The sequence below is a fragment of the Crossiella sp. SN42 genome, from assembly GCF_023897065.1.
GTDB lineage: Bacteria > Actinomycetota > Actinomycetes > Mycobacteriales > Pseudonocardiaceae > Crossiella.
Genome location: NZ_JAMHIV010000008.1, coordinates 177,169 through 203,568, shown reverse-complemented (window position 1 = coordinate 203,568; position 26,400 = coordinate 177,169). Strand labels below are relative to the sequence as shown.

Annotated in this window: 26 protein-coding genes; 5 read left to right on the top strand and 21 right to left on the bottom strand. The window is 73.0% G+C overall.

The features are described 5' to 3' along the window. Positions 1–4: 4 nt before the first annotated feature. The 9 genes from M8C13_RS12200 to M8C13_RS12160 all read right to left on the bottom strand — a co-directional run bounded on the left by M8C13_RS12200 (position 5) and on the right by M8C13_RS12160 (position 7,644). Complete coding sequence (locus M8C13_RS12200) at positions 5–658, bottom strand: DUF1345 domain-containing protein (RefSeq protein ID WP_252480628.1); 654 nt, start codon at positions 656–658, stop codon at positions 5–7. Then, complete coding sequence (locus M8C13_RS12195) at positions 651–1,520, bottom strand: CPBP family intramembrane glutamic endopeptidase (protein ID WP_252480627.1); 870 nt, start codon at positions 1,518–1,520, stop codon at positions 651–653. The genes M8C13_RS12200 and M8C13_RS12195 overlap by 8 nt, the downstream gene beginning before the upstream one ends. After that, positions 1,520–2,656 carry a PrsW family intramembrane metalloprotease gene (locus M8C13_RS12190; RefSeq protein ID WP_252480626.1) on the bottom strand — a complete coding sequence of 379 codons (1,137 nt, stop codon included), beginning with the start codon at positions 2,654–2,656 and terminating at the stop codon, positions 1,520–1,522. Before M8C13_RS12190 ends, M8C13_RS12195 begins: the two co-directional genes overlap by 1 nt. After that, entirely contained in the window at positions 2,653–3,180 is a 528-nt protein-coding gene (locus tag M8C13_RS12185) for a hypothetical protein (protein ID WP_252480625.1), read from the bottom strand. Before M8C13_RS12185 ends, M8C13_RS12190 begins: the two co-directional genes overlap by 4 nt. 88 nt (positions 3,181–3,268) lie before the next feature. Next, positions 3,269–4,246 (bottom strand): anti-sigma-D factor RsdA, encoded by a 978-nt coding sequence (locus M8C13_RS12180; RefSeq protein WP_252480624.1) that lies wholly within the window; start codon positions 4,244–4,246, stop codon positions 3,269–3,271. Between the two features lie 2 nt (positions 4,247–4,248). Then, positions 4,249–4,821 carry a sigma-70 family RNA polymerase sigma factor gene (locus M8C13_RS12175; RefSeq protein WP_185000298.1) on the bottom strand — a complete coding sequence of 191 codons (573 nt, stop codon included), beginning with the start codon at positions 4,819–4,821 and terminating at the stop codon, positions 4,249–4,251. 256 nt (positions 4,822–5,077) lie between these two features. After that, entirely contained in the window at positions 5,078–5,674 is a 597-nt protein-coding gene (locus M8C13_RS12170; protein ID WP_086781717.1) for a response regulator transcription factor, read from the bottom strand. A gap of 81 nt (positions 5,675–5,755) precedes the next feature. Then, the gene (locus tag M8C13_RS12165) at positions 5,756–6,796 is read right to left on the bottom strand and encodes a hypothetical protein (RefSeq protein WP_252480623.1); all 1,041 of its coding nucleotides are present in this window, start codon (positions 6,794–6,796) and stop codon (positions 5,756–5,758) included. Next, positions 6,793–7,644 carry a MerR family transcriptional regulator gene (locus tag M8C13_RS12160; protein WP_252480622.1) on the bottom strand — a complete coding sequence of 284 codons (852 nt, stop codon included), beginning with the start codon at positions 7,642–7,644 and terminating at the stop codon, positions 6,793–6,795. The genes M8C13_RS12165 and M8C13_RS12160 overlap by 4 nt, the downstream gene beginning before the upstream one ends. Positions 7,645–7,971: 327 nt before the next feature. Between M8C13_RS12160 and M8C13_RS12155 the strand changes: the two genes are divergently transcribed. Further along, positions 7,972–8,280, top strand: coding sequence for a WhiB family transcriptional regulator (locus M8C13_RS12155; protein WP_256508920.1), 309 nt, complete (start codon positions 7,972–7,974; stop codon positions 8,278–8,280). Positions 8,281–8,412: 132 nt separating this feature from the next. On the opposite strand, the gene groL is transcribed toward M8C13_RS12155, so the two are convergent. The 3 genes from groL to M8C13_RS12140 form a co-directional block, all read right to left on the bottom strand. Further along, entirely contained in the window at positions 8,413–10,035 is a 1,623-nt protein-coding gene (groL, locus tag M8C13_RS12150; protein WP_252480621.1) for a chaperonin GroEL, read from the bottom strand. A gap of 94 nt (positions 10,036–10,129) precedes the next feature. Then, positions 10,130–10,426: a co-chaperone GroES gene (gene groES / locus M8C13_RS12145; protein ID WP_185000304.1), complete on the bottom strand. Its 297-nt coding sequence runs from the start codon at positions 10,424–10,426 to the stop codon at positions 10,130–10,132. 132 nt (positions 10,427–10,558) lie between these two features. Continuing rightward, positions 10,559–11,917: a tetratricopeptide repeat protein gene (locus M8C13_RS12140; RefSeq protein ID WP_252480620.1), complete on the bottom strand. Its 1,359-nt coding sequence runs from the start codon at positions 11,915–11,917 to the stop codon at positions 10,559–10,561. A gap of 129 nt (positions 11,918–12,046) precedes the next feature. Here M8C13_RS12140 and M8C13_RS12135 point away from each other — a divergent pair, with 129 nt between their 5' ends. Continuing rightward, complete coding sequence (locus M8C13_RS12135; protein WP_252480619.1) at positions 12,047–13,567, top strand: alkaline phosphatase; 1,521 nt, start codon at positions 12,047–12,049, stop codon at positions 13,565–13,567. A gap of 36 nt (positions 13,568–13,603) precedes the next feature. Further along, a complete protein-coding gene (locus M8C13_RS12130) occupies positions 13,604–14,326 on the top strand; it encodes a M50 family metallopeptidase (RefSeq protein WP_374213059.1) in 723 nt (240 codons plus the stop codon). On the opposite strand, the gene M8C13_RS12125 is transcribed toward M8C13_RS12130, so the two are convergent. Then, positions 14,232–15,170 (bottom strand): hypothetical protein, encoded by a 939-nt coding sequence (locus M8C13_RS12125; RefSeq protein WP_252480618.1) that lies wholly within the window; start codon positions 15,168–15,170, stop codon positions 14,232–14,234. The two genes, M8C13_RS12130 and M8C13_RS12125, sit on opposite strands and share 95 nt — an antisense overlap. Before the next feature lie 81 nt (positions 15,171–15,251). Here M8C13_RS12125 and M8C13_RS12120 point away from each other — a divergent pair, with 81 nt between their 5' ends. Then, positions 15,252–15,881 (top strand): MerR family transcriptional regulator, encoded by a 630-nt coding sequence (locus M8C13_RS12120; RefSeq protein WP_252480617.1) that lies wholly within the window; start codon positions 15,252–15,254, stop codon positions 15,879–15,881. Here M8C13_RS12120 and tsaD read toward each other — a convergent pair. From tsaD to tsaB, 3 genes are read right to left on the bottom strand one after another with little or no spacing between them, the layout of a single operon-like run. After that, positions 15,858–16,895, bottom strand: coding sequence for a tRNA (adenosine(37)-N6)-threonylcarbamoyltransferase complex transferase subunit TsaD (gene tsaD, locus M8C13_RS12115; protein ID WP_252480616.1), 1,038 nt, complete (start codon positions 16,893–16,895; stop codon positions 15,858–15,860). The genes M8C13_RS12120 and tsaD overlap by 24 nt on opposite strands. Continuing rightward, a complete protein-coding gene (gene rimI / locus M8C13_RS12110) occupies positions 16,892–17,365 on the bottom strand; it encodes a ribosomal protein S18-alanine N-acetyltransferase (RefSeq protein WP_252480615.1) in 474 nt (157 codons plus the stop codon). The genes tsaD and rimI overlap by 4 nt, the downstream gene beginning before the upstream one ends. Then, entirely contained in the window at positions 17,362–18,045 is a 684-nt protein-coding gene (gene tsaB, locus M8C13_RS12105; protein ID WP_252480614.1) for a tRNA (adenosine(37)-N6)-threonylcarbamoyltransferase complex dimerization subunit type 1 TsaB, read from the bottom strand. Before tsaB ends, rimI begins: the two co-directional genes overlap by 4 nt. Positions 18,046–18,154: 109 nt before the next feature. Between tsaB and M8C13_RS12100 the strand changes: the two genes are divergently transcribed. Then, complete coding sequence (locus M8C13_RS12100; RefSeq protein WP_252480613.1) at positions 18,155–20,719, top strand: M14 family zinc carboxypeptidase; 2,565 nt, start codon at positions 18,155–18,157, stop codon at positions 20,717–20,719. A 48-nt stretch (positions 20,720–20,767) separates the two neighbouring features. On the opposite strand, the gene tsaE is transcribed toward M8C13_RS12100, so the two are convergent. The 5 genes from tsaE to aceB are packed head-to-tail and all read right to left on the bottom strand — an operon-like array spanning position 20,768 to position 26,369. Continuing rightward, complete coding sequence (gene tsaE, locus M8C13_RS12095; protein ID WP_252480612.1) at positions 20,768–21,241, bottom strand: tRNA (adenosine(37)-N6)-threonylcarbamoyltransferase complex ATPase subunit type 1 TsaE; 474 nt, start codon at positions 21,239–21,241, stop codon at positions 20,768–20,770. After that, the gene (locus tag M8C13_RS12090; RefSeq protein ID WP_252480611.1) at positions 21,238–22,344 is read right to left on the bottom strand and encodes an alpha/beta fold hydrolase; all 1,107 of its coding nucleotides are present in this window, start codon (positions 22,342–22,344) and stop codon (positions 21,238–21,240) included. Before M8C13_RS12090 ends, tsaE begins: the two co-directional genes overlap by 4 nt. Then, positions 22,341–23,483, bottom strand: a complete 1,143-nt coding sequence (gene alr / locus M8C13_RS12085; RefSeq protein WP_252480610.1) for an alanine racemase — start codon at positions 23,481–23,483, stop codon at positions 22,341–22,343. Before alr ends, M8C13_RS12090 begins: the two co-directional genes overlap by 4 nt. Before the next feature lie 49 nt (positions 23,484–23,532). Continuing rightward, positions 23,533–24,774 (bottom strand): aldolase/citrate lyase family protein, encoded by a 1,242-nt coding sequence (locus M8C13_RS12080; RefSeq protein WP_252480609.1) that lies wholly within the window; start codon positions 24,772–24,774, stop codon positions 23,533–23,535. Between the two features lie 11 nt (positions 24,775–24,785). Then, the gene (gene aceB, locus M8C13_RS12075) at positions 24,786–26,369 is read right to left on the bottom strand and encodes a malate synthase A (protein WP_252480608.1); all 1,584 of its coding nucleotides are present in this window, start codon (positions 26,367–26,369) and stop codon (positions 24,786–24,788) included. Between the last annotated feature and the right edge of the window lie 31 nt (positions 26,370–26,400).

Sequence of the window (26,400 nt, the reverse complement as noted above, 5' to 3'; positions counted from 1 at the left end):
TGCCCTATCGCCCGGTCAGCACGCCGATCGCGATGCCCAGCAGGGCGGTGTTGTACAGGAAGGACATCGTGCTGTGCACCAGCACCGCGTAGCGCAGCTCGCGGCGCCGCACGGTCACATCGGAGACCGCGAACGAGGTGCCGATGGTGAAGGCGAAGTAGGCGAAGTCGGCCAGGTTCGGCTCCGGCTCGTCGGGGAAACCGAGGCCCTGCCCGCCGCACAGCTCGTAGTGCAGGTGCGCGTACCGCTCGGCGAAGCCGAAGTGCAGCATCAGCCAGGCGAAGATGATGGTGGGCGCGCCGATCAGCTTGATCAGGTAGGTGGAGTCGCCGTCCGCGCCGAACCGCTCGTACAGCACGATCATCAGCCCGGAGAGCACGCCGACCAGGCTGGCCAGCACGGTGGCCACAAAACCCAGCCTGCGCCCGGCCACCGTGCTCAGCCAGGCCGGTGAGCCGTCGGCCCGCTCGTCCATGCCGAACCGGGCCCGGCGGACCCGGCGCCAGCGCAGCAGCACGTAGCCGAAGGCGACCAGGTTCCACCCCCCGAGCAGCAGCACGCTGGACAGGCTGACCGCCTCGCCCAGCACCGCGGCCAGGCCGAGCAGGATCAGCACCAACTCGCCGAGGCGGTACACCAGCCTGCGCGGGTTAACCACGGATCGCCCGCCTGGCCGGGGCGAACACCAGCGCGCAGCCCAGGGCCAGCGCGACCGTGGTCACCACGCTGGCCTCCAGGCCGAAGGCCGCGCCGTTGACGATGCTGGGCTCGCCGCCGCGCAGGGTCAGCAGCGCGGTGCTGACCTCGGTGCCGGAGACCGAGGCGCCGAAGACGTTGCCCTGCACCCAGTTCCACATCAGGTGGAACCCGCACACGCCCCACAGCCCGCCCTCGGCGATCGCCCAGCCCGCGGTGAACAGCCCGTACAGCAGCAGGTTCAGCACCGCGAGCACCTGGAGACCGCCCACGTTGCCGGTGTGCAGCGCGGCGAACAGCGCGGCCTGCACCAGCACCGCGGCCAGCACGCCCCACCGCCTGGTCAGCGCCTGGAGCAGGAAACCCCGGCACAGCAGCTCCTCGGTGGAGCCCTGGATCGCATACGCGGCAAGGGCCAGCAGCGCACCGGGCAGCAGCGACCAGTTCGGCCCGCCGGTGAACGACATGTGTCCACTGAGGACAGTCACCAGCACGATCCCGCCGAAGACCAGGAAGGCCGCCAGCGCGCCGAGCGCCAGCCCGCGCGGCGAGGTGGTGAAGCCCGCGCTGGCGAACGGCCGCCGCTCCTTGAACCGGATCCACAGCCACAGCACCAGTGCCACCGGCGCGAACCCGCCGACCAGCATGGCCACCTGACCGCGCAGGTTCCCGGTCTGCGGCGTGACCGATCCGGTCAGCAGCAGGTTGGCCGCCAGGCCGCCCGCGCCGCCGACCAGCAGCATCGCCAAGGCCACCACGACAAGGGCGAGCCAGGGACCGGTAGGGCGCCGGGCGGTGTCCATACCGGTGAGGAAGGGACTCATCAGGCTCCTCGCTGCTCCAGGGCGAGACGAGCATGCCGTACGTCGTGCCGGGCCCGGTCGACGGCCGGGTCCAGCTCGTGGTCGACACTGTTCTCCAGCGCGATGGCCAGCGCCAGCTGCGCGTCCTGGAGTCGGCGCATCCGTTGCGCGCCAAGGGGTCCGTAGGTGTGCCGGGCCAGCTTGCGAGCCTGCCGCCTGACCCGGCCGGTGCGCAGCGCGGCCACCTCCGGCGGCGTGATGATCTCCGGGTCCTCCTCGCGCACGGTGGCCGCGAACCAGGCGAACTCCCGCCGCGCGGTGTACCGGTAGACCAGGGTGAACAGCAGCACCAGCACCGCGTACTTGGCCAGCGCGCCGAGCACGCCCAGCTGCCCGAGCAGCGGGGAGTTCCACAGCACGTGCAGGCCGTACCCGGTCAGCACCGAGGCCGCCGCGACCAGCGCGCGGTGGCCGGACGAGCGGTCGGTGGCGGTGCGCGCGTAGCCGAGGCCGAACCCGGCGATGCCGGTGAAGATCACGTGCGCGCCGACCCCGAACAGCAGCCGGGACACCGAGCTGCCCAGCGCGGCGGAGAAGTCGTCGTTGACGTCGGTGAGCGCGGCGTTGACCGCGTAGCCGAAGTTCTCCAGCGCCTCAAACCCCAGGCCGATCATCGCGCCGTAGACCAGCCCGTCCAGCGACCGGTGCAGGTGCTCGCGCACGATCACCAGCACGGCCACCACGCCGAGCCCCTTGAGCCACTCCTCCGACAGCGGCCCGGCCAGCGCCGCGCCCCAGTCCGCGGCGAAGGCCGCGCCACCGGTCTTGCCCGCCAGGCTGAGCAGCGCGCCGTTGGCCGGGGCAGCCACCGCGGGCGCGATGAACGCGCCCCACAGGAAGGCCAGCGCCAGCAGCACCGGCGGTTCCTTCTCGAACAGGTCCAGCCGCCGGATCAGCACGGTGAACACCACCACCAGCAGGCACTGCGCCAGCACCGCAGTGACCGCCGCGACCGGGGTCGCGCGCGCCGCGTAGAGATCGCCACTGGCGAACGAGCGCAGGCCGAATACCAGCAGGACCAGGTAGGCCCAGAACATCGGGCGGCGCAGCAGCGTGGCCCAGCCCGCGCGCGGGGCCACCGGCGAGGTGATCGTCACGGCTGGACCACCACGCCGTCCAGCAGCCCCCGCAGCACCGGCGCGGACAGCCCCCGCGCCGAGACGGTGACCACCGGCCCCGGCCCGCCGAGCAGCACCAGCGTGCCGCCGTCGAACTCACCGGCCAGTCCGGTCAGCCCGTTCGCCGTGCGCAGCTCCCCGACCGGCGTGACCGGCCGTCCCTGCAACGCGTACAGCCGCCCGATCCGGGCGAAGGTCACCGCCGGGTCCACCACCCCGGTCTTCAGCTCCACAGTGCAGCTCGCCCCGCCCTGCGCGGCCGAGACGCTGTCCGGGGGCTGGCTGGCCGCCTGCCGGAACCCGGCCAGCGGGCTCAGGTCCACCCGAGCGGAGCCGGCGCCGTCGGCGGAGCGCAGCAGCGCCTCGTCCCCGGCCCGCACGAGCACGGCTGGTTCGGCCACGGTGGCATCGGCCAGCAGCGGCAGCACCAGCATGCCGAACACCCCGGCGAGCACGCCCAGCGCGCCCCACAGACCACGCCACTCGACCGCCGGACCGCGCATCGCTCCACAGTGGACCGACGGGGTACCGGTGGCAACAACGCGAACACCCCCTGTTCGAGTGACGAACAGGGGGTGCCGAGGTCTGGCGTCAGCTGTGGTCGGTCAGCACCGGGCTCTCCGCGGACTGCGCCGGGCTGGCCGGCGGCGGAGGGGGCGGGGGCGGCGGGTTGTTCTCGGTGCTGCGGCCACCGCTGCTGCTGTTGCCACCGCTGGGCGACTCCGACGGCGAGGTGGTCGTGCTCGACGGCGGGGTGGTCGTGGTGGTGCTCGGCGGCGTGGTCGTGGTCGACGGCGGCGTCGTGGTGGTGCTCGGCGGCGGCGCGGGCGGGTCCGACTTGGAGGTCGTCGTGGCCGGCGGCGGCACGACCACCGGCGGCGGCTGCTCCGACGGGTTGCCGGTGCCCGGCGTCGGCGGCTCGCCGACCTGTTCCTTCAGCGACTCGTGCTGCTGGGCCAGGGTGTCCTTGCCGTCCTCGGCCGCGACCGCGGCCAGCGCGGCGGCGGCCCGTTCCAGCGCGGCCTTGGCGATGTCCGGCCTGCCCTGCCGCAACGCGTTGGTGGCGATGTCCAGGTCCGCGCGCACCGAGGCGGCGGCCTCCACCGACCGGGCGTGGTCGGCGTAGAGCACCCTGGTCAGTCCCCAGAGGGTGTCGCCGGGTTCGGCGGTGCGGGCGGCCAGCCCGACCCCGGTGAACCCGATCGCGAGCACCGCCGCGGCCGTGGCCAGCGGAATGAGAAAACGGTGCCGCCGACGGCTCTGCGTCTTGGCGGCCTCGATGGTGGCCAGCGCGGTGTCGATGTCGACCAGCTCGCCGATCGGCTCCGCGTCCACGTCCCGCCGCCAGGACAGCAGCAGGGCGGAGAGCTCCTGGTCGCCGAGGGAGCGGTTCGCGTCGTGGTGCGTGCCGGCCAGGCTGTCCAGCAGCATGTCGTCCGCGCGGACGGCCATCAGGTCGACCGGCCCGTCGACCTCGCCGTGGTCGGTGGTCAACGGGTCCTCGGGCGCCAGTGCCCCGGCGCGCCGCCGTGCCAGTTCGACGTCACCTTGGTTGTGCTGCTCGGCCATGTTCAGACCACCTCCTCCGGTGCCAAGGTCTTGCGGAGCCTGGCGAGCGCCCGATGCTGGGCCACCCGCACCGCTCCCGGGGTTGAGCCGACCGCGTCCGCGGTCTCCTCGGCGGACAGACCCACCACGACCCGGAGGAGCAGGATCTCCCGCTGCTTCGCGGGCAGCACCCGCAACAGCTGTGCCATCCGCTCGGACAGCTCACCGTGCATGGCCCGCTGTTCCGGACCGGCCTCGGTCTCCGGGGCGTCAGGCACCTCGGGGACCGGTTCCGACCGGTTACGGGCAGCGCTGCGATGCGCGTCAGCCACCTTGTGCGCGGCAATGCCGTACACAAACGCCAGGAACGGGCGTCCCTGGTCGCGGTAGCTGGGCAACGCCGTCAGCACGGCGAGACACACCTCCTGGGCGACGTCGTCCGCGGAAGCGTACGAACGTTCCTGCCTGCCTACCCGGGCGCGGCAGTACCGCACCACCAAGGGACGGATCGACGCCAGCAGACGGCCGATCGACTCTCGGTCGCCGCCGATCGCGGCGCCTACGACGGCGTCCAGTCCGTCCCCCGTGTTGGTCATCGTGGTGAGTAGCCCTGGTGTTACGCGCTGACGGACCGACATAAACGATTCACCGACCGTGGCCCGCCCTCCCGGTCGGCTTCACCGTACCCGCCGGGATACGGAGAAGAGAGTGCCGGGGCGCAGACCGTGGGGAAAGCGAGACCAGGAGCTTGAGGCGTCCTGGCCTCGTGCGAATGGGTCTGAGCATGACAGCAGGTAGCCCGGCGATACGCCGAGCTACCTGCTTCGTCAGCGAGATTGTGGGCCGTGGTGGTCAGGAGACCAGGCCGCGGCGGAAACCGTGCGCGACCGCCTGGGCGCGGTCCCGGACGCCGAGCTTGCGGAACAGCCGCCGGGCGTGCGTCTTCACCGTGTCCTCGGACAGGTACAGCTCGCGACCGATCTGGCCGTTGCTCTTGCCCTGGCTCATGCCGCGCAGGACCTGCAGCTCACGCTCGGTGAGCTGCACGCCCGGGTCGGACGGCTGCCGGGGAGCGGGCACCGAGGTGCTCGCCAGGGTGTGCGCCAGCGCGGCGACCAGCTCGGGCCGCGAGGCGTCCCAGCGCAGGTACCCACGGGCGCCGCCGGCGATGGCCGCGGCGATGCTGCCCGCGTCGTCCGGAGCGCCGAAGACGATCACGTTGGCCTGCGGGTGCGCCGAGACGAGACGCCGAGTGGCCTCCACCCCGGTCGGCACCGCGCGCTGGGTTCCCACCAGGACGACGTCGACCGCCTGCCGGGAGAAGCGCGCGAGCAGCTCGTCGCCGTGACCGACACAGTCGATGCGGCTGACCCCAGGGACGGCCGACATCACGCGAGTGAGACCCTCCCGGACGCTTCGCCGGTCATCACAGATCAAGACCGTCGTCACCGGGGACTCCTTCCTACAGCTGAGTGACGTTCCAACTCCCCTATCGGACGCTGACGGCGGAACCTTGACACGATCTGGTGCTTAATCCGTCAAGAAATTCATCCGGCTGGCCGCATCCCCCGGTTCACTAGAACGGAGCAACCACGAGGGTAACCACGCAGATCGGGCGGCCAACCGCCGTCCGGACGCGTCGGTACGGCCTAACACCGTGGTCAGAGCGTCGCGAGCGCCATTCCGGTGATATCCGACCCGATCGGGTTCAGCCTCCGACAGCAGTAACGCTGACGGCCAGACGAGCGGCCACAGGCCGTGCTGACTGGCATTTTTGATCACACTGCGTAGAAAATCCACTCCGGTGGGTAACCCGAGGACCTGCTCCGTCACGCCCAGGACCAGCTCTGACTTGGTTTGATGACGCACCGAAGACGTGGTGTGAGCTACCTCACATGCTCGTTTACTCGCTGGTAGGGCCCGGTGCGGATGACCTTGGGCGAGCGCGATCTCGGCCTCGACCCAGCCGAGGCGGACCCGGGGACGCCAGGAGGGGTCACTTCCGAGAGTCAAAACCGCTTCGGCGTGCAACCGGGCGGCGGCAGTGAGGCGACCGCGGCCGATCGCGTCAGCGGCCAGGCCCAGCAGGACGTCGACGACGATGGCGCGGAGGGGCTCGGGAGAGGGCGGGGGCGCGTCGGGCGGGGTGGCGGGCCGCGCGGTGGCGGACGGCCCGGCGGTCCGCGGCGCGACGGTGGCGGGCGAGGCTGCGATCAACGGCGCGGCGGCGGGCGACTCGGTGGCGGTCAGCGGCGCGGTGGCGGGCGGCAAGGGGTACAGCCCCGCTTGGGCGAGCCTGCGCAGGGCCTCTCCGTCATAGCCCGCGGCCGCGGTGTGCGCGCCCAGCTGTCTGCGGTGCGAGGCCAGCGCGGTCCAGGCCGCGGCGGACAGCACCGCCTCCGGGCCGCGGCCCAGGCGGGTGAGGGTGGTCAGGGCGGCGGCGTAGTGGCCCTGGCCGCCCAGGGCGACCGCGGCGTACCAGGCGGCCCAGCCGGTCGTGGCGGCCTCGGCGAAGACGTTCTCGGCCGGGCGGTCGCCGAAGGCCGCCGCCCGCACCCGGTCCAGGTTCACCCCAGGGACGCTTCCAGACGAGCCGCGGTCTCGGCGAGGGCGCCTGCCCGGCGGATCCGCTCGGGCAGCTCGGCCTCCGCCCAGCCCGGTCCGCAGGCGAACATCGGCACCCGGCCCTTGACCCGGTGGAAGAACCTCGGCTCGGCCTGGCCGGGGTCGGCGGCCCAGAACAGGATCGCGGCCGGAGACAGTCGGCGGACCAGCGCGGCCAGCGCCTCGGCCGGGAGGGCGGCCAGCAGCACGGTGGCCGGGATGCCCCGCAGGGCGAGCGCGGTGGCCAGCACCCTGGGTGGCAGCGCGGCCGGGTCGGCGGCGAAGAGCAGCACCGGGTTGTCCGAGGCGGGCAGTGGCGCGCCGACCTCGGCGGTGGCCAGTGCGGCGCGCACGCACTGCGCGGCCAGGTGGCTGACCGGGGCCAGGTCGCGTTCGGCCAGCGCGGCCAGCACCGGGCCGGCCAGCTGGTCCCAGGCCGCGGCCACCCCGTCCTCGGCGATGGCCTCGGCGAGCACCGCCTGGGCCGCTGGGGCGTCCATGGCCAGCAGTGCCCGGCCCAGGCCGCGGGCCCGGCGCCCGGCGCCCGGCAGCCGCAGGCCGCGGCCGATCCGGTGCGCGGGCCTGCGCGGCGGTTCGGCCGTGGCGTCGGTGTCCTCGGTGGAGCTGCGGGCGTAGCGGGCGGCCTCGGCCGGGGCGGCCCCGCGCAGCAGCGCGCGGTGCATCCGCTCCAGCCGGGCGATGTCGGCCGGGCCGTAGCGGCGGTGCCGCCCGGTGGTGTGGTCGCTGGGGCCGAGGCCGTAGCGGCGGTCCCAGGTGCGCAGAGTGGCCGGGGCGACACCGAGCAGGCCGGCCATCGCGGCCACGGTCAACCGGAGTGAGGACTCCTCGTCGCCAGTTCTCGGGACGAGCGCCGACGACGCGGGATGTCGCCGCGTCGGCCGGGGTATACCCGGACCTGTCGATCTCGTCACGTGTTCATGTTCAGGTCGGGGTCACCCGGTCGGCAACCTGAGTCAGGTGGTGCAGGCCGCTGACAAGCCATTTTGATCACCCGGCGTTGAACTAGGTCTGACGAGCCTAGCGATTGAACAAGTTTTGGCGCGGTTCTACGGTTGATCAAGGTTAGATCCGGGCACCCCACGGCACGACGACACATCAACTCCGGCAAGAAGGTGGTCGCGATGGCTGACACCCGGCGACTCCCCGGCCCGAACGCGGACCTGTGGGACTGGCAGTTGCGCGGCTCCTGCCGCGGTATGGACAGTGCGTTCTTCTTCCACCCCGACGGTGAGCGGGGACCAGCAAGGGCACGGCGCGAGGCCAAGGCCAAAGCGGTGTGCGAGGCGTGCCCAGTGCTCGCCCAGTGTCGTCGGCACGCTCTCGCCGTCCAGGAGCCGTATGGCATCTGGGGCGGGATGTCGGAGTCCGAACGAGAGTCGATCATCAGCAACCGCCGGCGCAAGCTGGCCCTGACCCCAGCTCCGGCCTGAACCCGCCGGAGTCCGCCGCCATACGCAGCGCAGCCACCGCACAACCCCTTCTGACGACTTAGGGCGACACCCCCGGATCCGGGAGGTGCCGCCCTTGTCGTTCGTCACGCGCGCTTCGTTACCAGGCCAAGGTCAGTGGCCGTGCCCGTGACCGTGGCCGTGCCCGGAGCCCGCGGGCTCGTCGTCCTTCTTCTCCACCACGGAGGCCTCGGTGGTGAGCACCATCCGGGCGATCGAGGCGGCGTTGGCCACCGCGGAGCGGGTGACCTTGACCGGGTCGACCACACCGTCGGCGATCAGGTCGCCGTAGGTGAGGGTGGCCGCGTTGAAGCCCTGGCCCCACTCCGAGTCCTTGACCTTGTGCACCACGACCGAGCCTTCCAGCCCGCCGTTGGCCGCGATCCAGAACAGCGGCGCGTTGAGCGCCTCGCGCACGATGGCCACACCGGTGGCCTCGTCGCCGGTCAGGCCCAGGTTGCCGTCGAGCTCCTTGGCCGCGTGCACCAGGGCGGAACCGCCGCCGGGCACGATGCCCTCCTCGACCGCGGCCTTGGTGGCGGCGACCGCGTCCTCGATGCGGTGCTTGCGCTCCTTGAGCTCGGTCTCGGTGGCCGCGCCGACCTTGATCACCGCGATGCCGCCGGAGAGCTTGGCCAGCCGCTCCTGGAGCTTCTCGCGGTCCCAGTCGGAGTCGGTGGCCTCGATCTCCCGGCGGATCTGCTCGATGCGAGCGTCCACACCGGCCCGGTCGCCACCGCCGTCGACGATGGTGGTGGTGTCCTTGGTGACCACGACGCGGCGAACCTTGCCGAGCACCTCCAGACCGACCTCGGAGAGCTTGAGCCCGACCTCGGGCGCCACCACCTGGCCGCCCAGGACGGCGGCGAGGTCGTCCAGGAACGCCTTGCGGCGGTCGCCGAAGTACGGCGCCTTGACCGCGGTGACCCGCAGCGTCTTGCGCAGCGAGTTGACCACCAGGGTGGACAGGGCCTCGCCCTCGACGTCCTCGGCGATGATCAGCAGCGGCTTGCCGGCCTCCGCGGTCTTCTCCAGCACCGGCAGCAGGTCGGCCAGGGCGGAGATCTTGTCCTTGTGCAGCAGGACGTAGGCGTCCTCCAGCACGGCCTCCTGCGCCTCCTGGTCGGTGGCGAAGTAGGCGGAGATGTAGCCCTTGTCGAACTGCACGCCCTCGGTCACGTCCAGCTCGGTGGCCAGGCTGGAGGACTCCTCGACGGTGATCACACCGTCTTCGCCCACCCGCTCGATGGCCTCGCCGAGCAGCGCGCCGATCGACTCGTCGCGGGAGGCGACGGTGCCGACCTGGGCGATGTTGTCGCGGCCCTTGACCGGGGTGGCGCGCGCCTTGAGCGCCTCCACCACGGCGTCGGAGGCCGCCTGGATGCCCTTGCCCAGCGAGGCCGGGTTGGCGCCGGCGGCCACGTTGCGCAGGCCGACCCGGACCATGGCCTGGGCCAGCACGGTGGCGGTGGTGGTGCCGTCGCCTGCCACGTCGTTGGTCTTGGTGGCCACGGTCTTGGCCAGCTGCGCGCCCAGGTTCTCGAAGGCGTCGGGCAGCTCGATCTCCCGCGCGATGGTCACACCGTCGTTGGTGACGGTGGGCCCGCCGAACTTCTTGTCCAGCACGACGTGCCTGCCGCGCGGGCCAAGGGTGACCTTGACCGCGTCGGCCAGCTGGTTCACCCCACGCTCGAGCGCGCGGCGAGCCTGCTCGTCGAAGCTGATGTGCTTAGCCATCTCTTCCCTTCTCCTTCTCTTGCCCTGCACGTAGAACCGCCCCGTGACCCCCGGAGGGGCCGCCGGGGCGGATCAGGTGCTCAGCAGCAGGTCGTCACTTCTGGATGACGGCCAGCACGTCGCGGGCGGAGAGGATCAGGTACTCCTCGCCGTTGTACTTGACCTCGGTGCCACCGTACTTGGAGTAGATGACAACGTCGCCGACGTTCACGTCCACCGGGACGCGGTTGCCCTTGTCGTCCACACGACCCGGCCCAACGGCCAGGACGGAGCCCTCCTGGGGCTTCTCCTTGGCGGTGTCCGGGATGACGATGCCGGACGCGGTCGTCGTCTCGGCCTCGCTCGCCTGGACGAGGATCTTGTCCTCGAGCGGCTTGATGTTCACGCTCACCGGTTTGACCTCCGTAGGTCTTCGAAAGCGTTGGCAGGTAGTTGAGTTACGGCTCCTACCATCCCGTCGTCGCGGGTGCCGGGGCGGTGAAGCGCCGTTCGATTGGCACTCTACCCCTGCGAGTGCCAACGCTCAACGACGGCCCCTCGGAACGAGTGAGCGGTATCTCTCAGCCTCGCTCGCCTGCCCCCTGGCCGTGGCGAGTTCCGCGAGGTCACGATACGCACCCGGCTCGCCCGCCGTGACCAGACCCAGCAGTTCGGACTCGGCCTCGGCCAGCCTGCCCTCCGCCCAGAGCAGGTGCGCCAGGTTGTACCGGGCCAGATCGTCGCCAGCGGCCACGGCGGCCCGGTAGACCGCCTCGGCCGAGGCCGGGTCGCCGAGGTGCTCGCTGTAGTAGTTGCCGAGGGAGTTGACCGCCTCGCTCTCCCCCGCGGCCACCCCGGCCCGCAGCAGCTCGACGCCCTCGGCCGCGCGCCCGGCGTCGAAGAACTCATCGGCCAGCTGCACCCTGGCCATGGCCAGGTCGCCGGGGTCGGTCAGCTCGGCCAGCGCCCGCCACAGGATCTGCTCGGCCTCGGCCCGCCGGTCCTCCAGCTCGGCGATCTCGGCCGCCTCGAAGAAGGCCTCCGCGTCGCCGAGGGCCATGCCCAGGTCCAGGGCGGCGAACATCTCCTGGCGTTCGCCCAGGTCGCGGTGGGCGCGGGCGAGCTGGGCGTGCGCCTCGGGCAGCCCGGCCGCGACCGCCGCGGCGAAGACCTCGACCGCGGCCCGGGACCGGTGGTTGCGGCGCAGCAGCCTGCCGAGCTTGAGCAGGGCCTGCTGCTCGCCCAGCTCGACCGCCCGGCGGAAGGCGGGCTCGGCCCTGGCCGCGGCGTGCGGGTCCTCATCCAGCAGCAGCGCGTACTGGTAGGCGGAGTGCCGCTGGCCGCGCTCCGCGCCCTCGGCGAGCAGGGTCTCCGCCTCGGCGGCCCGCTGCTCGAAGCGCAGCACGATGCCCAGCTCGGCGCGGGCGCAGTCGGCCAGCACCGGGTCGGCGTCGGTGAGCAGGTCGCGCAGCAGCCGCTCCTGCTCGGCCGGGTCGCCGTCGGCCTCGGCCAGCTGGGCCTGGCCCATCACCGCCCAGCGCTCGCCCAGCCGGGCGGCGATGCCGAGCTGCTCGCGGGCCTCCTCGGTGTACTCGCCCAGCTCGACCAGGGCCATGCCCAGGGCCTGGTGCGCGTCCAGGCAGCCGGCCACCACGGCCTTGCGGTAGCTGTGCACGGCCTGTTCGAGCAGCGTGCGGTCCCTGGCGGGCAGGTAGCGCTGGCGGAGCACGTTGCCCAGGTTGTAGTGCGCGTGCTCGCCACCGGCGGCGATGGCCTGGCGGAAGCAGTCCTCCGCACGCTGCCAGCGCCGCTGGTCGGCCAGCGCCATCCCCAGCTCGTTCCACTGCACGGCGCTGGCCCCGTCCCGCTCGGCCCGGCTCAGCCGGTCGTCCAGCCAGCTCATACCTCAACCGTAGGCCCGGAGTTCCGGGAAGTTCACCGCGCCGTGCCGAGGTGGCAACCAATGGTGGCTGGTGCGCGTCACGCGCCCGGACATGGGATCGGGGTGTTCCCGAACCATGGAGGCCCCACCATGCGCGTGTCCCGACGCTCCGCCCTGCTCGGCGGCGCGGCCACCCTGGCCCTGTCCACCGCCCTGCCCGCGGTCGCCGCCCCCTCCCGCAAGCTCGTCGACCCGTTCACCCTCGGCGTCGCCTCCGGGGACCCGACCCCGGATGGCGTGGTGCTGTGGACCCGCCTTGCGGTGTCCCCGCTGAACGAGGACGGCCTCGGCGGCATGCCGGACCGGGTGGTGCCGGTGCACTGGGAGGTGGCCGAGGACGAGCGGTTCCGCCGGATCGCCCGGCGCGGGGTGGCGCACGCCCGGCCGGAGTCCGCGCACACCGTGCACGTGGAGGTCGGCGGGCTGCGCGCCGGTCGCGAGTACTTCTACCGCTTCCGCACCGGCGGTGAGCTCTCCCCGGCCGGCCGCACCCGCACCGCGCCCGGCCCCGAGGTGCTGCGCACCGAGCTGACCATGTGCTTCGCCTCCTGCTCGCACTACGGCCAGGGCTACTTCACCGCCTACCGCCGCCTCGCCGAGGACCACCCGGACCTGATCCTGCACCTGGGCGACTACCAGTACGAGTACGCCGCCGGTGCCAACGAGGTGCGCAAGGTGCTCGGCCCGGAGACCCGGACGCTGGCGAACTACCGGCTGCGGCACGCCCAGTACAAGACCGACCCCGACCTCCAGCTCGCGCACGCCACCGCGCCTTGGGCCGTCATTTGGGATGATCACGAAACTGAGAACAACTGGGCGGACGAGGTTCCCGAGCAGCCGGACCCGGCCTTCCTGGCGCGGCGGGCCGCGGCGTTCCAGGCGTACTACGAGAACATGCCGCTGCGCCGGACGGCCAAGCCCAACGGCATCGACCTCCAGCTGTACCGGCGGATCCGCTGGGGCGGGCTGGCCGACTTCCACATGCTCGACACCCGCCAGTACCGCAGCGACCAGGCCTGCGGCGACGGGGTGAAGGCCGGGTGCGAGGCCAGGCTGGATCCCACTCGCTCGATCACCGGCGCGGACCAGGAGCGCTGGCTGCTGGACGGCCTGCACCGCTCCCGCGCCCGCTGGAACGTGCTCGGCCAGCAGGTCTTCTTCGCCCAGATCGACCTCACCCCCGGCACCCCCGAGGGCTTCAACATGGACGCCTGGGACGGCTACAAGGTGAACCGGGACAAGATCGCCGCCGGGCTTGGACAGACCCGCAACGCGGTGGTGCTCACCGGCGACGTGCACCGGCACTGGGCGGCCGACATCAAGGCCGGCTACGGCGACCCGACCTCCAAGACCGTGGGCGTCGAGCTGGTCACCACCTCGATCACCAGCGGCCGGGACGGCAACGACGACCCGAACGCGGCGGTGCTCGCGGAGAACCCGCACGTGAAGTTCCACAAGAACCGGCGCGGGTACGTGCGGACCAAGTTCACCGCGAGCGAGCTGCGCGCGGACTTCCGCACCCTGCCGTACGTGACCAAGCCGGACGCGCCCGCCGAGACCGCGGCCAGCTTCCTGGTGCAGGACCGGGAACCCGGGCTGCACCGGGCCTGAGAGGGGATCTTCACCCCCGTCTGGTAGCAGTGGGGCGTGGACTTCTGGGAACGGCTGATCAGTGTGCAACCGGCGCCGCCGCAGTGGGTCGTGCTGACGACGGCGCTGGTCGCGCTGATCGTCGTGCTGGCCAACGGGCCGTGGCGGCTGGCCCGCAACGTGGTGACCATCGTGCACGAGGCGGGCCACGGGCTGATCGCGGTGCTGGTCGGGCGGCGGCTGAGCGGGATCCGGCTGCACTCCGACACCTCCGGGCTCACCACCTCCCGGGGCAAGCCGACCGGGCCGGGCATGGTCCTCACCGTCCTGGCCGGGTACATCGCGCCCTCGCTGCTCGGTCTCGGGCTGGCCGCGCTGCTCGGCACCGGGATGATCACGCTGCTGCTGTGGGTGTGCACCGCGTTGCTGCTGCTGGTGCTGATCATGGTGCGCAACGTCTACGGCGCGGTGCTGCTGCTGGTCACCGGCGGCGCGCTGGTGGCGGTGTCGGTGCTGGCCGACAGCGCGGTGCAGGCCGGGTTCGCCTACCTGGTCACCTGGTTCCTGCTGATCGGCGGGGTGCGGCCGGTGCCGGAGCTCCAGCGCAAGCGGCGGCGGGGCCGGGCCAGGGACTCCGACGCGGACCAGCTGGCCCGGCTCACCGGGCTGCCGGGGATCTTCTGGGTCAGCGTGTTCGGGCTGGTGGCGCTGGGCTCGCTGGCGCTGGGCGGGAACTGGCTGCTGGCCGAGGTCCTGGACGGCTGGTCGCTGCGGCCCTGACCGCGCCCGCGAGCACCCCGAGCAGCAGCACTCCCAGCGCGGCCAGGGTCAGCGCGTCCGGGCGCAGCAGCGGCTGGCCGCGCAACGCCTGCCAGGTGACCAGCGCGACCAGGCTGAGGTAACCGGTCCCGGCCACCACCACCAGCCGGGCGCGCAGCAGCGCGGGCACCTGGAGCGCGGTGAGCAGCAGCAGGAACAGCGGCAGCGCCTGGAGCGCGTGCATGCCGACGAAGTGCGGGACGCGCAGGTCGCCGCCGGTGGTGCTCCAGCCGGTGAGCGGCAGGCCGGGGCCGCCGTCGGGCACGCCGACGCTGTGCGCGCCTGCCACCGGACCGGGTAGGGGCTGGCTCGCCCTCGGCACGGTCATCAGGCCGCCGAGGGCCAGGCCGAGCAGCGAGATGCCGGTGCCCAGCCGCAGCGCCCAGCGCTGTCCGGCGTCGGCGATCGGCAGCCGCAGCACCCGCAGGGTCAGCACGGCCGTGCCCACCCACAGCACCACCACCGCCACGCCCATCACCACGTAGAGCGCGGTGTCCAGTGGAGTGGCCAGGTTGAAGTGGCTTGGCCGCCCGCGCAGCGCCTGGACCAGGATGATCACGAAGTCCAGCACCATGATCGCCGCCGCCGCGTTGGCCCAGCGGTGCGCGCCGCTTCCGAGCAGCGAGGCCAGCCAGGCCCAGGTCAGGCCGTAGAGCGCGTTGGACACCGCGAACTTGAACGGCTTGAGCCACAGCGGCGCGCCGAGCACGGTCCGCTCGTCAAGAACCACCCCGGCCAGCGAGACCAGCGCGAGCGCCGCCATCGCGGCCGAGCACACCAGCAGAGGTCGATGCCAGCCCGCCATGGCTCCTCCATATGGATAGCAGCGCTTTCTACTTTGGAAAGCTACGGTATCCATGTGGCTCGCACAAGTAGGTTGACCCGCATGCGGATGGCGGAGCTGAGCGCCGAGTCGGGCGTCCCGGTCGGGACGATCAAGTTCTACCTGCGCGAACAGCTGCTGCCGCCCGGCGAGCGGACCAGCCCCAACCAGGCCCAGTACACCGAGGCGCACGTCCGGCGGCTCAAGCTGGTCCGGGCGCTGATCGAGACCGGCGGCTGCTCGGTGGCCGAGGTGCGCAGGGTGGTGGAGTCGCTGGACAGCGGGGCCGGGCTGTTCGACACCCTGGGCGCCGCCCAGTACGGCCTGACCCATGCCACCGCCCCGGACGCGGACTGGGCCTACGAACGGCTGCGCGCCGCGGCCGCCGAACGCGGCTGGACCATCGACCCGGCGGACCCGGCCGGGCGCGCCGCCGCCGGGCTGCTCGGCACCTTCCGCGAGCTGGGCCAGGAACGGCTGCTGGCGGACCTGGAACGCTACGTGCGGCTGGCCGACGAGGTGGCCGAGGCCGATGTGGACCAGCTGGCCGGCCTGGACAACCCGGAGGCGGTGGTGGAGACCGCGGTGGTCGGCACCGTGCTCGGCGACGCCCTCTTCGCCGCGCTGCGCAGGCTCGGCCACCAGCACCAGGCGGCCAAGCGGTTCGGCTCAGCCGCCGTAGACCAGCGGTAGCGAGGGGTCCGCGGACAGCGTCAGCGGCGAGGGGTCCGCGCCCGCGGCCACCACGTGCGCGCCCAGCGCGGCGATCATCGCGCCGTTGTCGGTGCACAGCCTCGGCCTGGGCACCCGCAGCTCGATCCCGGCCGCCGCGCAGCGCTCGGCCGCCAGCTCCTTGAGCCGCGAGTTGGCCGCCACCCCGCCGGAGATCACCAGCGTGCCCACGCCCAGCTCGGTGGCCGCGCGCACCGCCTTCATGGTGAGCACGTCCGCGACCGCCTCCTGGAAGCTGGCCGCGACATCGGCCACCGGGATCGGCTCGCCCGCGCGCTCCCGCTGCTCGACCCAGCGGGCCACCGCGGTCTTGAGGCCGGAGAAGGAGAACATGTGCCGCGCGTCCCTCGGGCCGGTCAGGCCACGCGGGAAGTCGATGGCCTTCGGGTTGCCCTGCCTGGCCAGCTTGTCGATGGGCGGGCCGCCGGGGTAGGGCAGGTCGAGCACCCTGGCCACCTTGTCGTAGGCCTCGCCCGCGGCGTCGTCGATGGTGGCGCCGATCTCGGTGATCTTGCTGACCAGGTCGTCCACCAGCAGCAGCTGACTGTGCCCGCCGGAGACCAGCAGCGCCAGGCAGCGACTGGGCAGCGGGCCGTGCTCCAGGGTGTCCGCGGCCACGTGCCCGGCCAGGTGGTTGACCCCGTAGAGCGGCTTGCCCGCCGCGCTGGCGTAGGCCTTGGCCGCCGACACCCCGACCAGCAGCGCGCCCGCCAGCCCCGGCCCCGCGGTGACCGCGACGGCGTCCACATCGGACAGTGACAGCTTCGCCGCGTCCAGCGCCCTGCGCATGGTGGGCACCATGGCCTGCAGGTGTGCCCGGCTGGCGATCTCGGGCACCACGCCGCCGAAGCGGGCGTGCTCCTCGACGCTGGAGGCGACCTCGTCGGCCAGCAGCTCCAGGTGGCCGTCCGGACCGCGGCGGACGATGCCGACGCCGGTCTCGTCGCAGGAGGTCTCGATGCCGAGGACGATCATGCTGTTCTGCTTTCCGCGGTGGGCACCCGGCGCATGGTGAAGGCGTCCGCGCCGGAGGGCTGGTAGTAGCGCTTGCGCACGCCGAGCTTCTCGAAGCCCTGCCGTTCGTAGAGCGCGATGGCCGGTTCGTTGTCGGTGCGCACTTCCAGGAACACGGTGGCGTTGACCTGACCCACGTGCGCCAGCAGGTCCAGCAGCAGCGCCTTGCCGATGCCGTTGCCCTGCCAGTCCGGGTGCACCGCGATGGTGTGCACCTCGGCCTCGGCCTGCGGCGGGCCGACCAGCAGCGCGATCCCGGCGTAGCCGATCAGCTCACCCTCGGCGTAGGCGCCGACGTAGTGGTGCCCGGCGTCGATCTCGGCGGCGAAGGCGGGCTCGGACCAGGGGTCGTCCCCGGCGAAGAGCTCCGCCTCCAGCTCCGCGCAGCGCTTGAGGTCCTCGCGGCGCAACGGTCCGATGTGGACGGTCATGCCGGGCTCACCCGCTTGCGGCCCGCGGGTTCCACCGCGTCCGGGCGGCGCAGGTAGAGCGGGGTGAGCGGCGCGGGCTCGCCGCCGAGCGCGGATTCCGCGGCGCGCACCAGGCCCACCGGGGTCGGGTACGCCGCGTCCAGCACGGCCAGGCCGAACAGCTCGGCGTGCTGGGCGGCCACGTGCCCGGCGACCTGGGTGATGCCCAGCCCGGCGAGCTCGCCGGTGAGCAGCTCGGCCACCGCGTCCGGGCGGTCCACCCGGGGGCCGGTGACGTTGCGCCCGGCCGCGTCGTAGGCCGACCAGTACACCTCGCGGCGGCGGGCGTCGGTGACCACGAGCAGACCCGCGTCGTGGCTGGTACCGGCGGCGATCGCGTCCAGGGTGGAGACCGGGTGCACCGGCTTGTCCAAGGCGTGCCCGAACGCGGCCGCGGTGACCATGCCCGCGCGCAGGCTGGTGAACGGGCCAGGACCGGCGCCGGTGACGATCGCGGCCAGCTCGGCCAGCGCGATCCCGGCCGCCTCCGCGACCTGGTGCACCTGCGGGGTGAGCAGCTCACCGGCCGCTCTCGGGTCGAGGGTCACCCGCTCGGCGAGCAGCCGCGGACCGGAGTCCGCCAGCGCGACGATCCCCGCGGTGATGGCGGGGGTGGCGGTGTCCAGGGCGAGCACGAGCACGCGGACAAGCCTACGAGACCCCGGGCACGCAGGGCCGTTCGACCTCTTGACCAGGTGATCGGCCAGCGACTAAGCACGACCCGACATCCGGATCTGGGGAGGCAAGCACGTGCTGACACGCCGTAGAAGACACCGCCTGACGGTGGTGGCCGCCGCGGTGCTCACCGCGGGCACCGCGCTGCTGGGGACGCCGGTGGCCAGTGCCGCCCCCGCGCAGCCGGAGCGGGTGACCAAGGGCGAGGACCCGGCCAACGGCCCCGACCGCAACGAGATCGCGGCCACCGACACCCCGACCGGGCGCAGCGGCCTGCGCGCCCACGGGGCGAACAAGGTCACCAAGAAGGATGGTTATCCCAGGCAGACCCAGCTGCGGGTGTTCCCGGAGGAGCCCAGCGACTCCTCGATCAAGCTCGGTCTCGCCCCGTACCACTCGATCGCGCCCAAGCTGAACGAGATCCAGCAGCGCAGCGACCGGGTGTCGGTGGAGGTGGTCGGCCAGTCGGGTCTCGGGCGGGACCTGTACCTGGTCACCCTGACCGCGCCGGAGCGCCCGCAGGAGACCAGGCAGCAGGACGCCTGGCGCGCGGAGATCGAGGACGACCCGCGCTCGGCGGCCAAGGACAACCGGCTGCGCCGGGAGTACAAAGCGCCGGTGTGGATCAACGCGAATATTCACGGTGACGAGTACGAGGGCACCGACGGCGCGCTGCGCATGATCGACTACCTGGCCACCACCAGCGACCGCAAGGCGCTGGAGCTGCTGCGGCAGCACCGGGTGTACTTCAACGTCTCGGCCAACCCGGACGGCCGGGTGAGCGGGGTCAGGGCGAACGCGAACAACTTCGACCTCAACCGCGACTTCGTCACCTCCTCCCAGCCGGAGGGCCGGGTGATGCGGGACCTGGCGATCCGCACCCAGCCGGTGGCCATGCTGGACGAGCACGGCTACGTCGGCGGCACCCTGATCGAGCCGACCGGCCCGCCGCACGGCCAGAACTACGACTTCGACCTCTACATCAAGCACGGCTACGCCAACGGCCTGAAGATGGAGCAGGGCGTCAAGGCGCTCGGCCACGCCGAGGCGCAGGACGTGCAGATCCCGTTCCGGGACTACCCGGTCGGCGAGTGGGACGGCTGGGCGCCGGTGTTCACCGCGCAGTACGCCATGTTCCACGGCGCGGTGGCTTACACCATCGAGGTTCCGTTGCAGGTCAACCGGGGCGCGTACCAGAGCCTGCCGGTGAGCGAGCTGCGCAGGCGGGCCGCGGTCAACACCGACGTGGTGGAGTCGACCATCCGCAGCACCCTGGACTACGTCTCGGCCAACCGCGCGGACATGATCTCCAACCAGATCGAGGTCTTCCGCCGCGGCGCGGCCGGTGAGGCGCTGCGGCCCATCCCGGACGGCTTCGTGCCCGGCTTCGGCCCGGAAGACCGCTACAGCACCAAGTTCCCGCGCGCCTACGTCATCCCGGCCGGTGCCACCCAGCGCTCCGGCGCGGCCGCGGCCCGGCTGGTGGACCACCTGGTCGCGCACGACGTGCGGGTGACCAGGGCGGAGCGGGCGTTCTCGCTCAACGGCCGGACCTACCCGGCGGGCTCGTACGTGGTGGACATGCACCAGCCGAAGCGGGCGCTGGCCAACGTGATGCTGGAGCAGGGCGGGGACGTCTCCGAGCGGGCGCCGCTGATGTACGACATCTCCGGCTGGAGCCACCGCCTGCTCTGGGGCGCCTCGGTGGACGTGGCCGTCTCCGGCGACCTGCGGGTGCAGGGCAAGCCGGTGACCGCGGCGTCGCCGACCGGTGGCGTGGACGCCGCGCCGGGCAAGGACCTCACGCTGACCGTGCGCGACGGCAAGGACGCCAGCGCGGTCAACGACCTGCTCGGCCGGGGCATCGAGCTGCGCCGCCGCGCGGACGGCTCGATCGTCGTGCCCGCCTCGGCCCGGGTGGACGCCATCCAGGTCGCCGACCGCTACGGCGTGCGCTTCGGCCTGGCCGCCACCGGCGAGCCGGGCAGCCCGCTGCGCAGGCTCACCATCGCGGCCGCGGTCGGCCCTGACGAGCTGTTCGCGTTGCGGGACATGGGCTTCGACGTGCGGCCGGTGTCCACCACGGTGCTCAACAACGGTTTTGACCTCAGCCGGGTGGACGTGCTCTTCGCCTCCTCCGGCCTGTCCTTCACCGGCCTCAACCCGGCCGCGAAGACCGCGTTGCAGGCGTTCCTGGCCCGCGGTGGCGTGGTCACCCGCGGCGCCACCGGCAGCGCGTTCAACACCCAGGCCGGGCTGCTGCCGGTGAAGCCGGTGCAGGGCAAGGGCGATGCCAACGGCGTGGTCACGGTGACCAACAACGCGGCCGGGGTGGTGGGCGCGGAGGCGCTGCCGAACTCCTTCGTCTACTCGCCGCAGTGGTTCACCGAGATCGGCGCCGGGGTGACCGTGGAACAGCGCTACGGCAACGGGAACCCGCTCGCCTCCGGGCACTGGACGTCCAATGAGGACGGTTCCGGCGGCCCGAAGGCGGCAGGTGGCCAGGCCGCGGTGGTCTCGGGCACGGACGAGTCCGGCGCGCGGGTGGTGCTCTTCGGCACCGAGCCGATGTTCCGGGCGCACCCGAAGGGGCTGTACAGCCAGGTCGCGAACGCCATCTACTGGTCCGCGACCCGCTGAGTGGCACGGGTTCCGGCGGGGCTGAGCCTCGCCGGAACCCGGCCGCGGTCAGCCTTCGCGCAGCCCGGCCAGCAGCCGGGGCGTGCCCGACACCATGGCCACCCGCACCTCGTCCTCCCGGCGCTCCAGCCGGATCAGCAGGTGTTCCTCGGCCAGCCCCTCGGCCACGCCCTCGCCCCACTCGACCACGACCGCCGAGGTGGTCAGGTCGGTCTCCAGGTCCAGGTCCTCCAGCTCGTCGAAGCCGCTGAGCCGGTAGGCGTCCACGTGCACCAGCGGGATGCCGCGCTCGCCGGGCTTGTGCGCCCTGGCGATGACGAAGGTGGGCGAGCTGACCTGCCCGCGCACGCCAAGTCCGGCGGCGATCCCCCTGGTCAGCGCGGTCTTCCCGGCGCCGAGCGGCCCGGCGAGCAGCACCAGGTCACCGGCGGCCAGCAGCGCGCCGAGCCGGGCGCCGAAGGCCTCGGTGTCGGCCACCTCCGGCAGTTCGATCGTCCACAGTGCACTGTCCACAGTGGTCATGCCTTTCGCCACCAACGCTTTCCGCTCCCGGGGCTGGCACAGCGCCGGATGAGTTCGGTCAGTTTCCCGGTCACCAGCCCGGCCTGCTCCAGCATCACCATGTGCCCGGCCCCGGTGGCGCGCACCAGCTCGGCGTCCGGCAGCTCGGCCGCGATGGCCTCGGAGTGCGAGTACGGGGTCAGCCGGTCCGCGTCGCCGCCCAGCACCAGCACCGTGCAGTGCCGCAGGCCGGCCAGCGCGGCGTACCGGTTGTGCGTCTCCAGGGTGGACAGGAAGTCGGTCATCACCTCGACCGGGGTGTCGTCGATCATCCGGTCCATCAGGTCCACCAGCGAGGGGCTCACCTCGCGGTCGCCGAAGGCCAGCCGCCGCACCACGCTCCAGGTGATCTCGCCGCCCACCTTGCGCACCCACTCGACCACGCCGGGCAGCGTGCCCGCCACCTTGCCCACGCCCAGGGTCACCGGGTTGTACCGGGACAGCAGCGGCCGGGGCAGCCCGGAGCTGCCCACCTTGCCCGCCGCGGTGCCGATCAGCGCGACCCCGCGCACCCGGTCCACGAACAGCTCGGGCTGCTGCTCGGCCAGCGCCATGATCGTCATGCCGCCCATGGAGTGACCGACGAGCACCAGCGGCCCGTCCGGGGCCAGCGCGCGCAGCACCGCGTCCAGGTCCCGGCCCAGCTGCTCGATGGTGGCGGTGTCCTTGCCGGCGCGGCCGGAGCGGCCGTGCGAGCGCTGGTCGTAGAGCACCAGCCGGACCCTCGGGTCGACCAGCTCGGGCAGGTCCCGGCGCTGGAAGTGCCAGCAGCGGCGGTCCAGGGTGTAGCCGTGCACCAGCACCACGGTCAGCTCGGCCTTGCCGCCGTCGGCCGGGTCGACCTCCTCGCAGGCCAGCGGCGTGCCGTCGTCGGCGGCCACGGTGGACTGCCGGTCGGGGCGCAGCTCGCCCAGGTGCTCGTCGGTGAACGGGTCGTCCTCGGCGCCACCCGCGCGCTGGGCCTTGATCCGGCGGGTCTGGGTGGCCGCGCCGACCGCGCCCGCGCCGACGGCCGCGCCGAGCACGCCGCCCGCGATGCCGACGGCGCGCCAGATCCGGTTCATCCGTGGCCCCGGTAGCTGCGCCGCACCCGCGGCCGGTACATGCCGGTGACGATCTCGTAGTGGATGGTGCCGATCTTGTCCGCCCACTCCTGCGCGGTGGGTTCGCCGCGCTCGCCTGGCCCGAACAGGATGACCTCGTCCCCTTCGGCCACCTCGGCGTCGCCGCAGTCCACCACGATCTGGTCCATGCAGATCCGGCCGACCACCGGCAGCCGCCGCCCGCCCAGGAAGACCTCCATCCGGCCGGAGAGTGCCCTGGGCACGCCATCGGCGTAGCCCACCGGCACCAGGGCCAGGCTGGTCTCCGCGGGCGCGGTCCAGGTCAGGCCGTAGGACACGCCGGTCCCGGCGGGCACCCGCTTCACCCTGCTCACGCTGGAGCGGAAGGTCATCGCCGGGCGCAGCTCGTCGCCGCCGTGGCCGGGCACCGGGTTCAGGCCGTAGCCCGCGATGCCCACCCGGACCAGGTCGAAGTGCAGGTCGGGGCGCAGCAGGGTGGCCGCGGAGTTGGCCAGGTGCCGCAGCGGGCGCAGGCCCAGCTCGACCGCGGTCCGGTAGGCCTGCGCGAAGACCTCGGCCTGCTGGTCGGTGGCCGGGCTGTCCGGCTCGTCCGCGCTGGCCAGGTGCGACCACAGGCCGACCACCTCGACCGCGCCGTCGGCCGCCGCCTTGGCCGCCGCCTCGAACAGGCCCTGCCAGCTGCCCGGCTCGGCCCCGTTGCGGGACAGGCCGGTGTCCACCTTGATGTGGATCCGCGCGGACCGCCCGGTGGCGGCCACTCCCGCCAGCACCCCGGCCAGCTCGGCCTTCGAGGACACCGACAGGTCGACCTCGGCCGCGATGGCCGCGCTGAAGTCCTGCTCCACCGGGTACAGCCAGCACAGCACGGGTGCGGTGATCCCGGCGGCGCGCAGTTCCAGCGCCTCCTCCGGCGCGGCCACGCCGATCCAGGTGACCCCGGCGGTCAGCGCGGCCTTGGCCACCTCGACCGCGCCGTGGCCGTAGCCGTCGGCCTTGACCACGGCCATGGTCGCGGCGCCGGAGGCGGCGGCCAGCCCGGCGAGGTGGGCGTAGTTGTGCCGCAGCGCCGCCGTGTCGATCACGGTCTCGGCGCGGGCGGAGCGCGTCTGGTCAGCCATAACACCGTCAATGGTGTCACAAGGATCCGCCGGGCAGCCCAGGAGCGCCTCAGCCGATCCGCCGCCGCGCCAGCACCTCCAGCTCGGCCCGCTCGGCGCCCACCGCCTGCTCGACCTCCTCGGCCGCCAGCGCCCCGCAGTCCAGCCCGCGCACCAGCCCGATCGCCAGCGCCTGCGCGGTGGCCGGCTCGTCCAGCACGGTGCCCGCGATCCGGTCCCGGTAGGCGCGCAGCCGCGCGGCGGCGGCCGGGAAGGCCTCCCGGTAGAAGGCGTAGGTGGCCAGGAACCGGGTGGGCAGCTGGTGCGGGTGCAGGTCCCAGCCCTGGTAGTAGGCGCTGTCCAGGGACCGCCGGACCAGCCGGGCGTGCAGCCGCCAGCCCGCGTGCACCTCGGCGCTGCCGCCCACCGGCAGGATGTTGGTGGACCCGTCGGACAGCCGCACCCCGGTGCCGGCCGCGGCCAGCAGCATCACCATCCGGGCGTGGTCGGCCACCGGGTGGGCCGTGCTCTGCAGCGCCGCGGTGACCCCGCAGGCCGCGCTGTAGTCGTAGGTGCCGTAGTGCAGCCCGGCGCACCGGCCCTCGCTGGCGTGCACCATCTCGGCCACGGTGGCCCGCCCGTCCGGGCCCAGGATCGCCTGGGTGGTCTCCACCTGGAGCTCGAACCGCAGCGCGCCCTCGGCCAGCCCGAGCTCCTGCTCCAGCCGCCCGCACAGCCACACCGCGGAGGTGACCTGCGCGGCCGAGGTGACCTTCGGGAAGGTGATCACGAACCCCGGCGGCAGCCCGCCGTCGACCAGCTCGGTCAGGAACAGCGCCAGGCTGCGCAACCCGCGCCGCCGCAACGCGGGTTCCAGGCCCTTGGGCCGCACGCCGCAGAACGGCGGCGCGGTGCCTGCTGCCAGGTCCTCGCGCAGCGCCCGGCCGGCCGAGCGGGCCGCCGCGTCCTCCTCGGCCTCGCCGGGCGCGCCGAAGCCGTCCTCCAGGTCGACCCGCAGGTCCTCGATCGGCTCCGCGGTCAGCTTGGCCAGCACCCGGCCGCGCAGCCCGGCCGCGCCGTCCACCCCGGTGGCCGCGGCCAGCGCGGCCCCGTCCGGGGCGTGCTCGGCCAGCGCGGCCCGCGCCTGCGCGCCCCAGGCCGCGGCCAGTCCGGGCCGGACCCGGTCGGCAGGCACGTAGACGGTGTGCACCGGCTGCCGCCCGCCGGGATCACCCGGGTAGGCCCGGTCCCGTTCGAAGTCCACAGTGGATAGTTGCCGGTCTAGTTCGCCCGCTATCGCGTCCAGGTCCACTGTGGACTCTCCTAGGTCGTGACGATCCGCTGGTATGCGGGCAGGGTGAGGAAGTCGGGGTACTCCTGGGCCAGCGTCACCTGCTCGAACACCTCGGCCGCCTGGTCCAGGTGGGGCAGGTGCTCGCCGCGCAGGTGCGCGGTGACCTCGGCCAGCACCCGGCGCACCAGGTCCGCGGTGACCGGCTCGCCGGTGTCCAGGCCGACGTCGTTGTAGATCCACTGCCACAGCTGGGACCGGGAGATCTCCGCGGTGGCCGCGTCCTCCATCAGGTTGTGGATGGCCGCCGCGCCGTTGCCGGCCAGCCAGGAGGCGATGTAGCGCACCCCGACGTCCACCGCGCTGCGCAGCCCGGCGGCGGTCGCCGCCCCCTCCGCGGAGGCCACGTCCAGCAGCTGCTCGGCCTTGACCTGCACGTCATCCCGGGTCCGGCCCAGCTGGTTCGGCTCATCGCCGAGCACCGCGTCGAAGACCTCGCGGCAGACCGGCACCAGGTCGGGGTGGGCCACCCAGGACCCGTCGAAGCCGTCCTCGGCCTCGCGCTGCTTGTCCTCGCGCACCTTGGCCAGCGCGGTCGCGGTGACCTCCGGGTCGCGCCGGTTCGGGATGAACGCGGCCATCCCGCCCATGGCGAAGGCGCCGCGCCGGTGGCAGGTGCGCACCAGCAGCTCGGTGTAGGCGCGCATGAACGGCGCGGTCATGGTGACGCTGTTGCGGTCGGGCAGCACGAACTCGGGCCCGGAGTCGCGGAAGGTCTTGATGATGCTGAACAGGTAGTCCCAGCGACCCGCGTTCAGCCCGGCGGCGTGCTCGCGCAGCTCGTAGAGGATCTCGTCCATCTCGAAGGCGGCCGGGATGGTCTCGATCAGCACGGTGGCCCGCACGGTGCCCTGCGGGATGCCGAGCTCGGCCTGGGCCTGGCTGAACACGTCGTTCCACAGCCGGGCTTCCAGGTGGCTTTCCAGCTTGGGCAGGTAGAAGTAAGGGCCGCTGCCGCGGGCGATCAACTCGGCCGCGTTGTGGAAGAAGTAGAGCCCGAAGTCCACCAGCGCGCCGGCCACCGGTTCCTCGTCGACCAGCAGGTGCGCCTCGTCCAGGTGCCAGCCACGCGGCCGCACCACGATCACCGCGTGCTCGACGTCGGCCCGCAGCGCGTACCGCTTGCCCTCGGGCGTGCTCAGCTCGATCGTCTTGCGCACCGCGTCGGCCAGGTTGACCTGCCCGGAGACCACGTTGCGCCAGTGCGGGGTGTTCGCGTCCTCCAGGTCGGCCAGCCACACCTTGGCCCCGGAGTTGAGCGCGTTGATCGCCATCTTCCGCTCGGTCGGCCCGGTGATCTCCACCCGCCGGTCCCGCAGGTCGGCGGGCGCCTCGGCCACCCGCCACCCGGACTCGCGGATCTCCCTGGTCTCCGGCAGGAAGTCCAGCCGCCGGTCCGCCGCGGCCTGGGCCCTGCGCTCGGCCCGCCGGGCGAGCAGCTCGCGCCGCCGCGCCCCGAAGGCCCGGTGCAACCCGGCCACGAACTCCAGCGCCGCGGGTGTGAGCACCTCCTCGCCCCGCTCGACCGGCTCGCCCAAGACGCGGATCTGGCTCATCCACTCACCCCGCTGTGTCCGTCCTCGCACA

What these genes read in the sequence shown, in the direction of transcription:
- M8C13_RS12195 (WP_252480627.1), bottom strand. Translation starts at nt 1,520, where the DNA reads ATGAGTCCCTTCCTCACCGGTATGGACACCGCCCGGCGCCCTACCGGT.
- M8C13_RS12185 (WP_252480625.1), bottom strand. Translation starts at nt 3,180, where the DNA reads ATGCGCGGTCCGGCGGTCGAGTGGCGTGGTCTGTGGGGCGCGCTGGGC.
- M8C13_RS12180 (WP_252480624.1), bottom strand. Translation starts at nt 4,246, where the DNA reads ATGGCCGAGCAGCACAACCAAGGTGACGTCGAACTGGCACGGCGGCGC.
- M8C13_RS12175 (WP_185000298.1), bottom strand. Translation starts at nt 4,821, where the DNA reads ATGACCAACACGGGGGACGGACTGGACGCCGTCGTAGGCGCCGCGATC.
- M8C13_RS12160 (WP_252480622.1), bottom strand. Translation starts at nt 7,644, where the DNA reads ATGGCCGGCCTGCTCGGTGTCGCCCCGGCCACTCTGCGCACCTGGGAC.
- M8C13_RS12155 (WP_256508920.1), top strand. Translation starts at nt 7,972, where the DNA reads ATGGCTGACACCCGGCGACTCCCCGGCCCGAACGCGGACCTGTGGGAC.
- groL (WP_252480621.1), bottom strand. Translation starts at nt 10,035, where the DNA reads ATGGCTAAGCACATCAGCTTCGACGAGCAGGCTCGCCGCGCGCTCGAG.
- M8C13_RS12140 (WP_252480620.1), bottom strand. Translation starts at nt 11,917, where the DNA reads ATGAGCTGGCTGGACGACCGGCTGAGCCGGGCCGAGCGGGACGGGGCC.
- M8C13_RS12135 (WP_252480619.1), top strand. Translation starts at nt 12,047, where the DNA reads ATGCGCGTGTCCCGACGCTCCGCCCTGCTCGGCGGCGCGGCCACCCTG.
- M8C13_RS12125 (WP_252480618.1), bottom strand. Translation starts at nt 15,170, where the DNA reads ATGGCGGGCTGGCATCGACCTCTGCTGGTGTGCTCGGCCGCGATGGCG.
- M8C13_RS12120 (WP_252480617.1), top strand. Translation starts at nt 15,252, where the DNA reads ATGCGGATGGCGGAGCTGAGCGCCGAGTCGGGCGTCCCGGTCGGGACG.
- tsaD (WP_252480616.1), bottom strand. Translation starts at nt 16,895, where the DNA reads ATGATCGTCCTCGGCATCGAGACCTCCTGCGACGAGACCGGCGTCGGC.
- rimI (WP_252480615.1), bottom strand. Translation starts at nt 17,365, where the DNA reads ATGACCGTCCACATCGGACCGTTGCGCCGCGAGGACCTCAAGCGCTGC.
- tsaE (WP_252480612.1), bottom strand. Translation starts at nt 21,241, where the DNA reads ATGACCACTGTGGACAGTGCACTGTGGACGATCGAACTGCCGGAGGTG.
- M8C13_RS12090 (WP_252480611.1), bottom strand. Translation starts at nt 22,344, where the DNA reads ATGAACCGGATCTGGCGCGCCGTCGGCATCGCGGGCGGCGTGCTCGGC.
- alr (WP_252480610.1), bottom strand. Translation starts at nt 23,483, where the DNA reads ATGGCTGACCAGACGCGCTCCGCCCGCGCCGAGACCGTGATCGACACG.
- aceB (WP_252480608.1), bottom strand. Translation starts at nt 26,369, where the DNA reads ATGAGCCAGATCCGCGTCTTGGGCGAGCCGGTCGAGCGGGGCGAGGAG.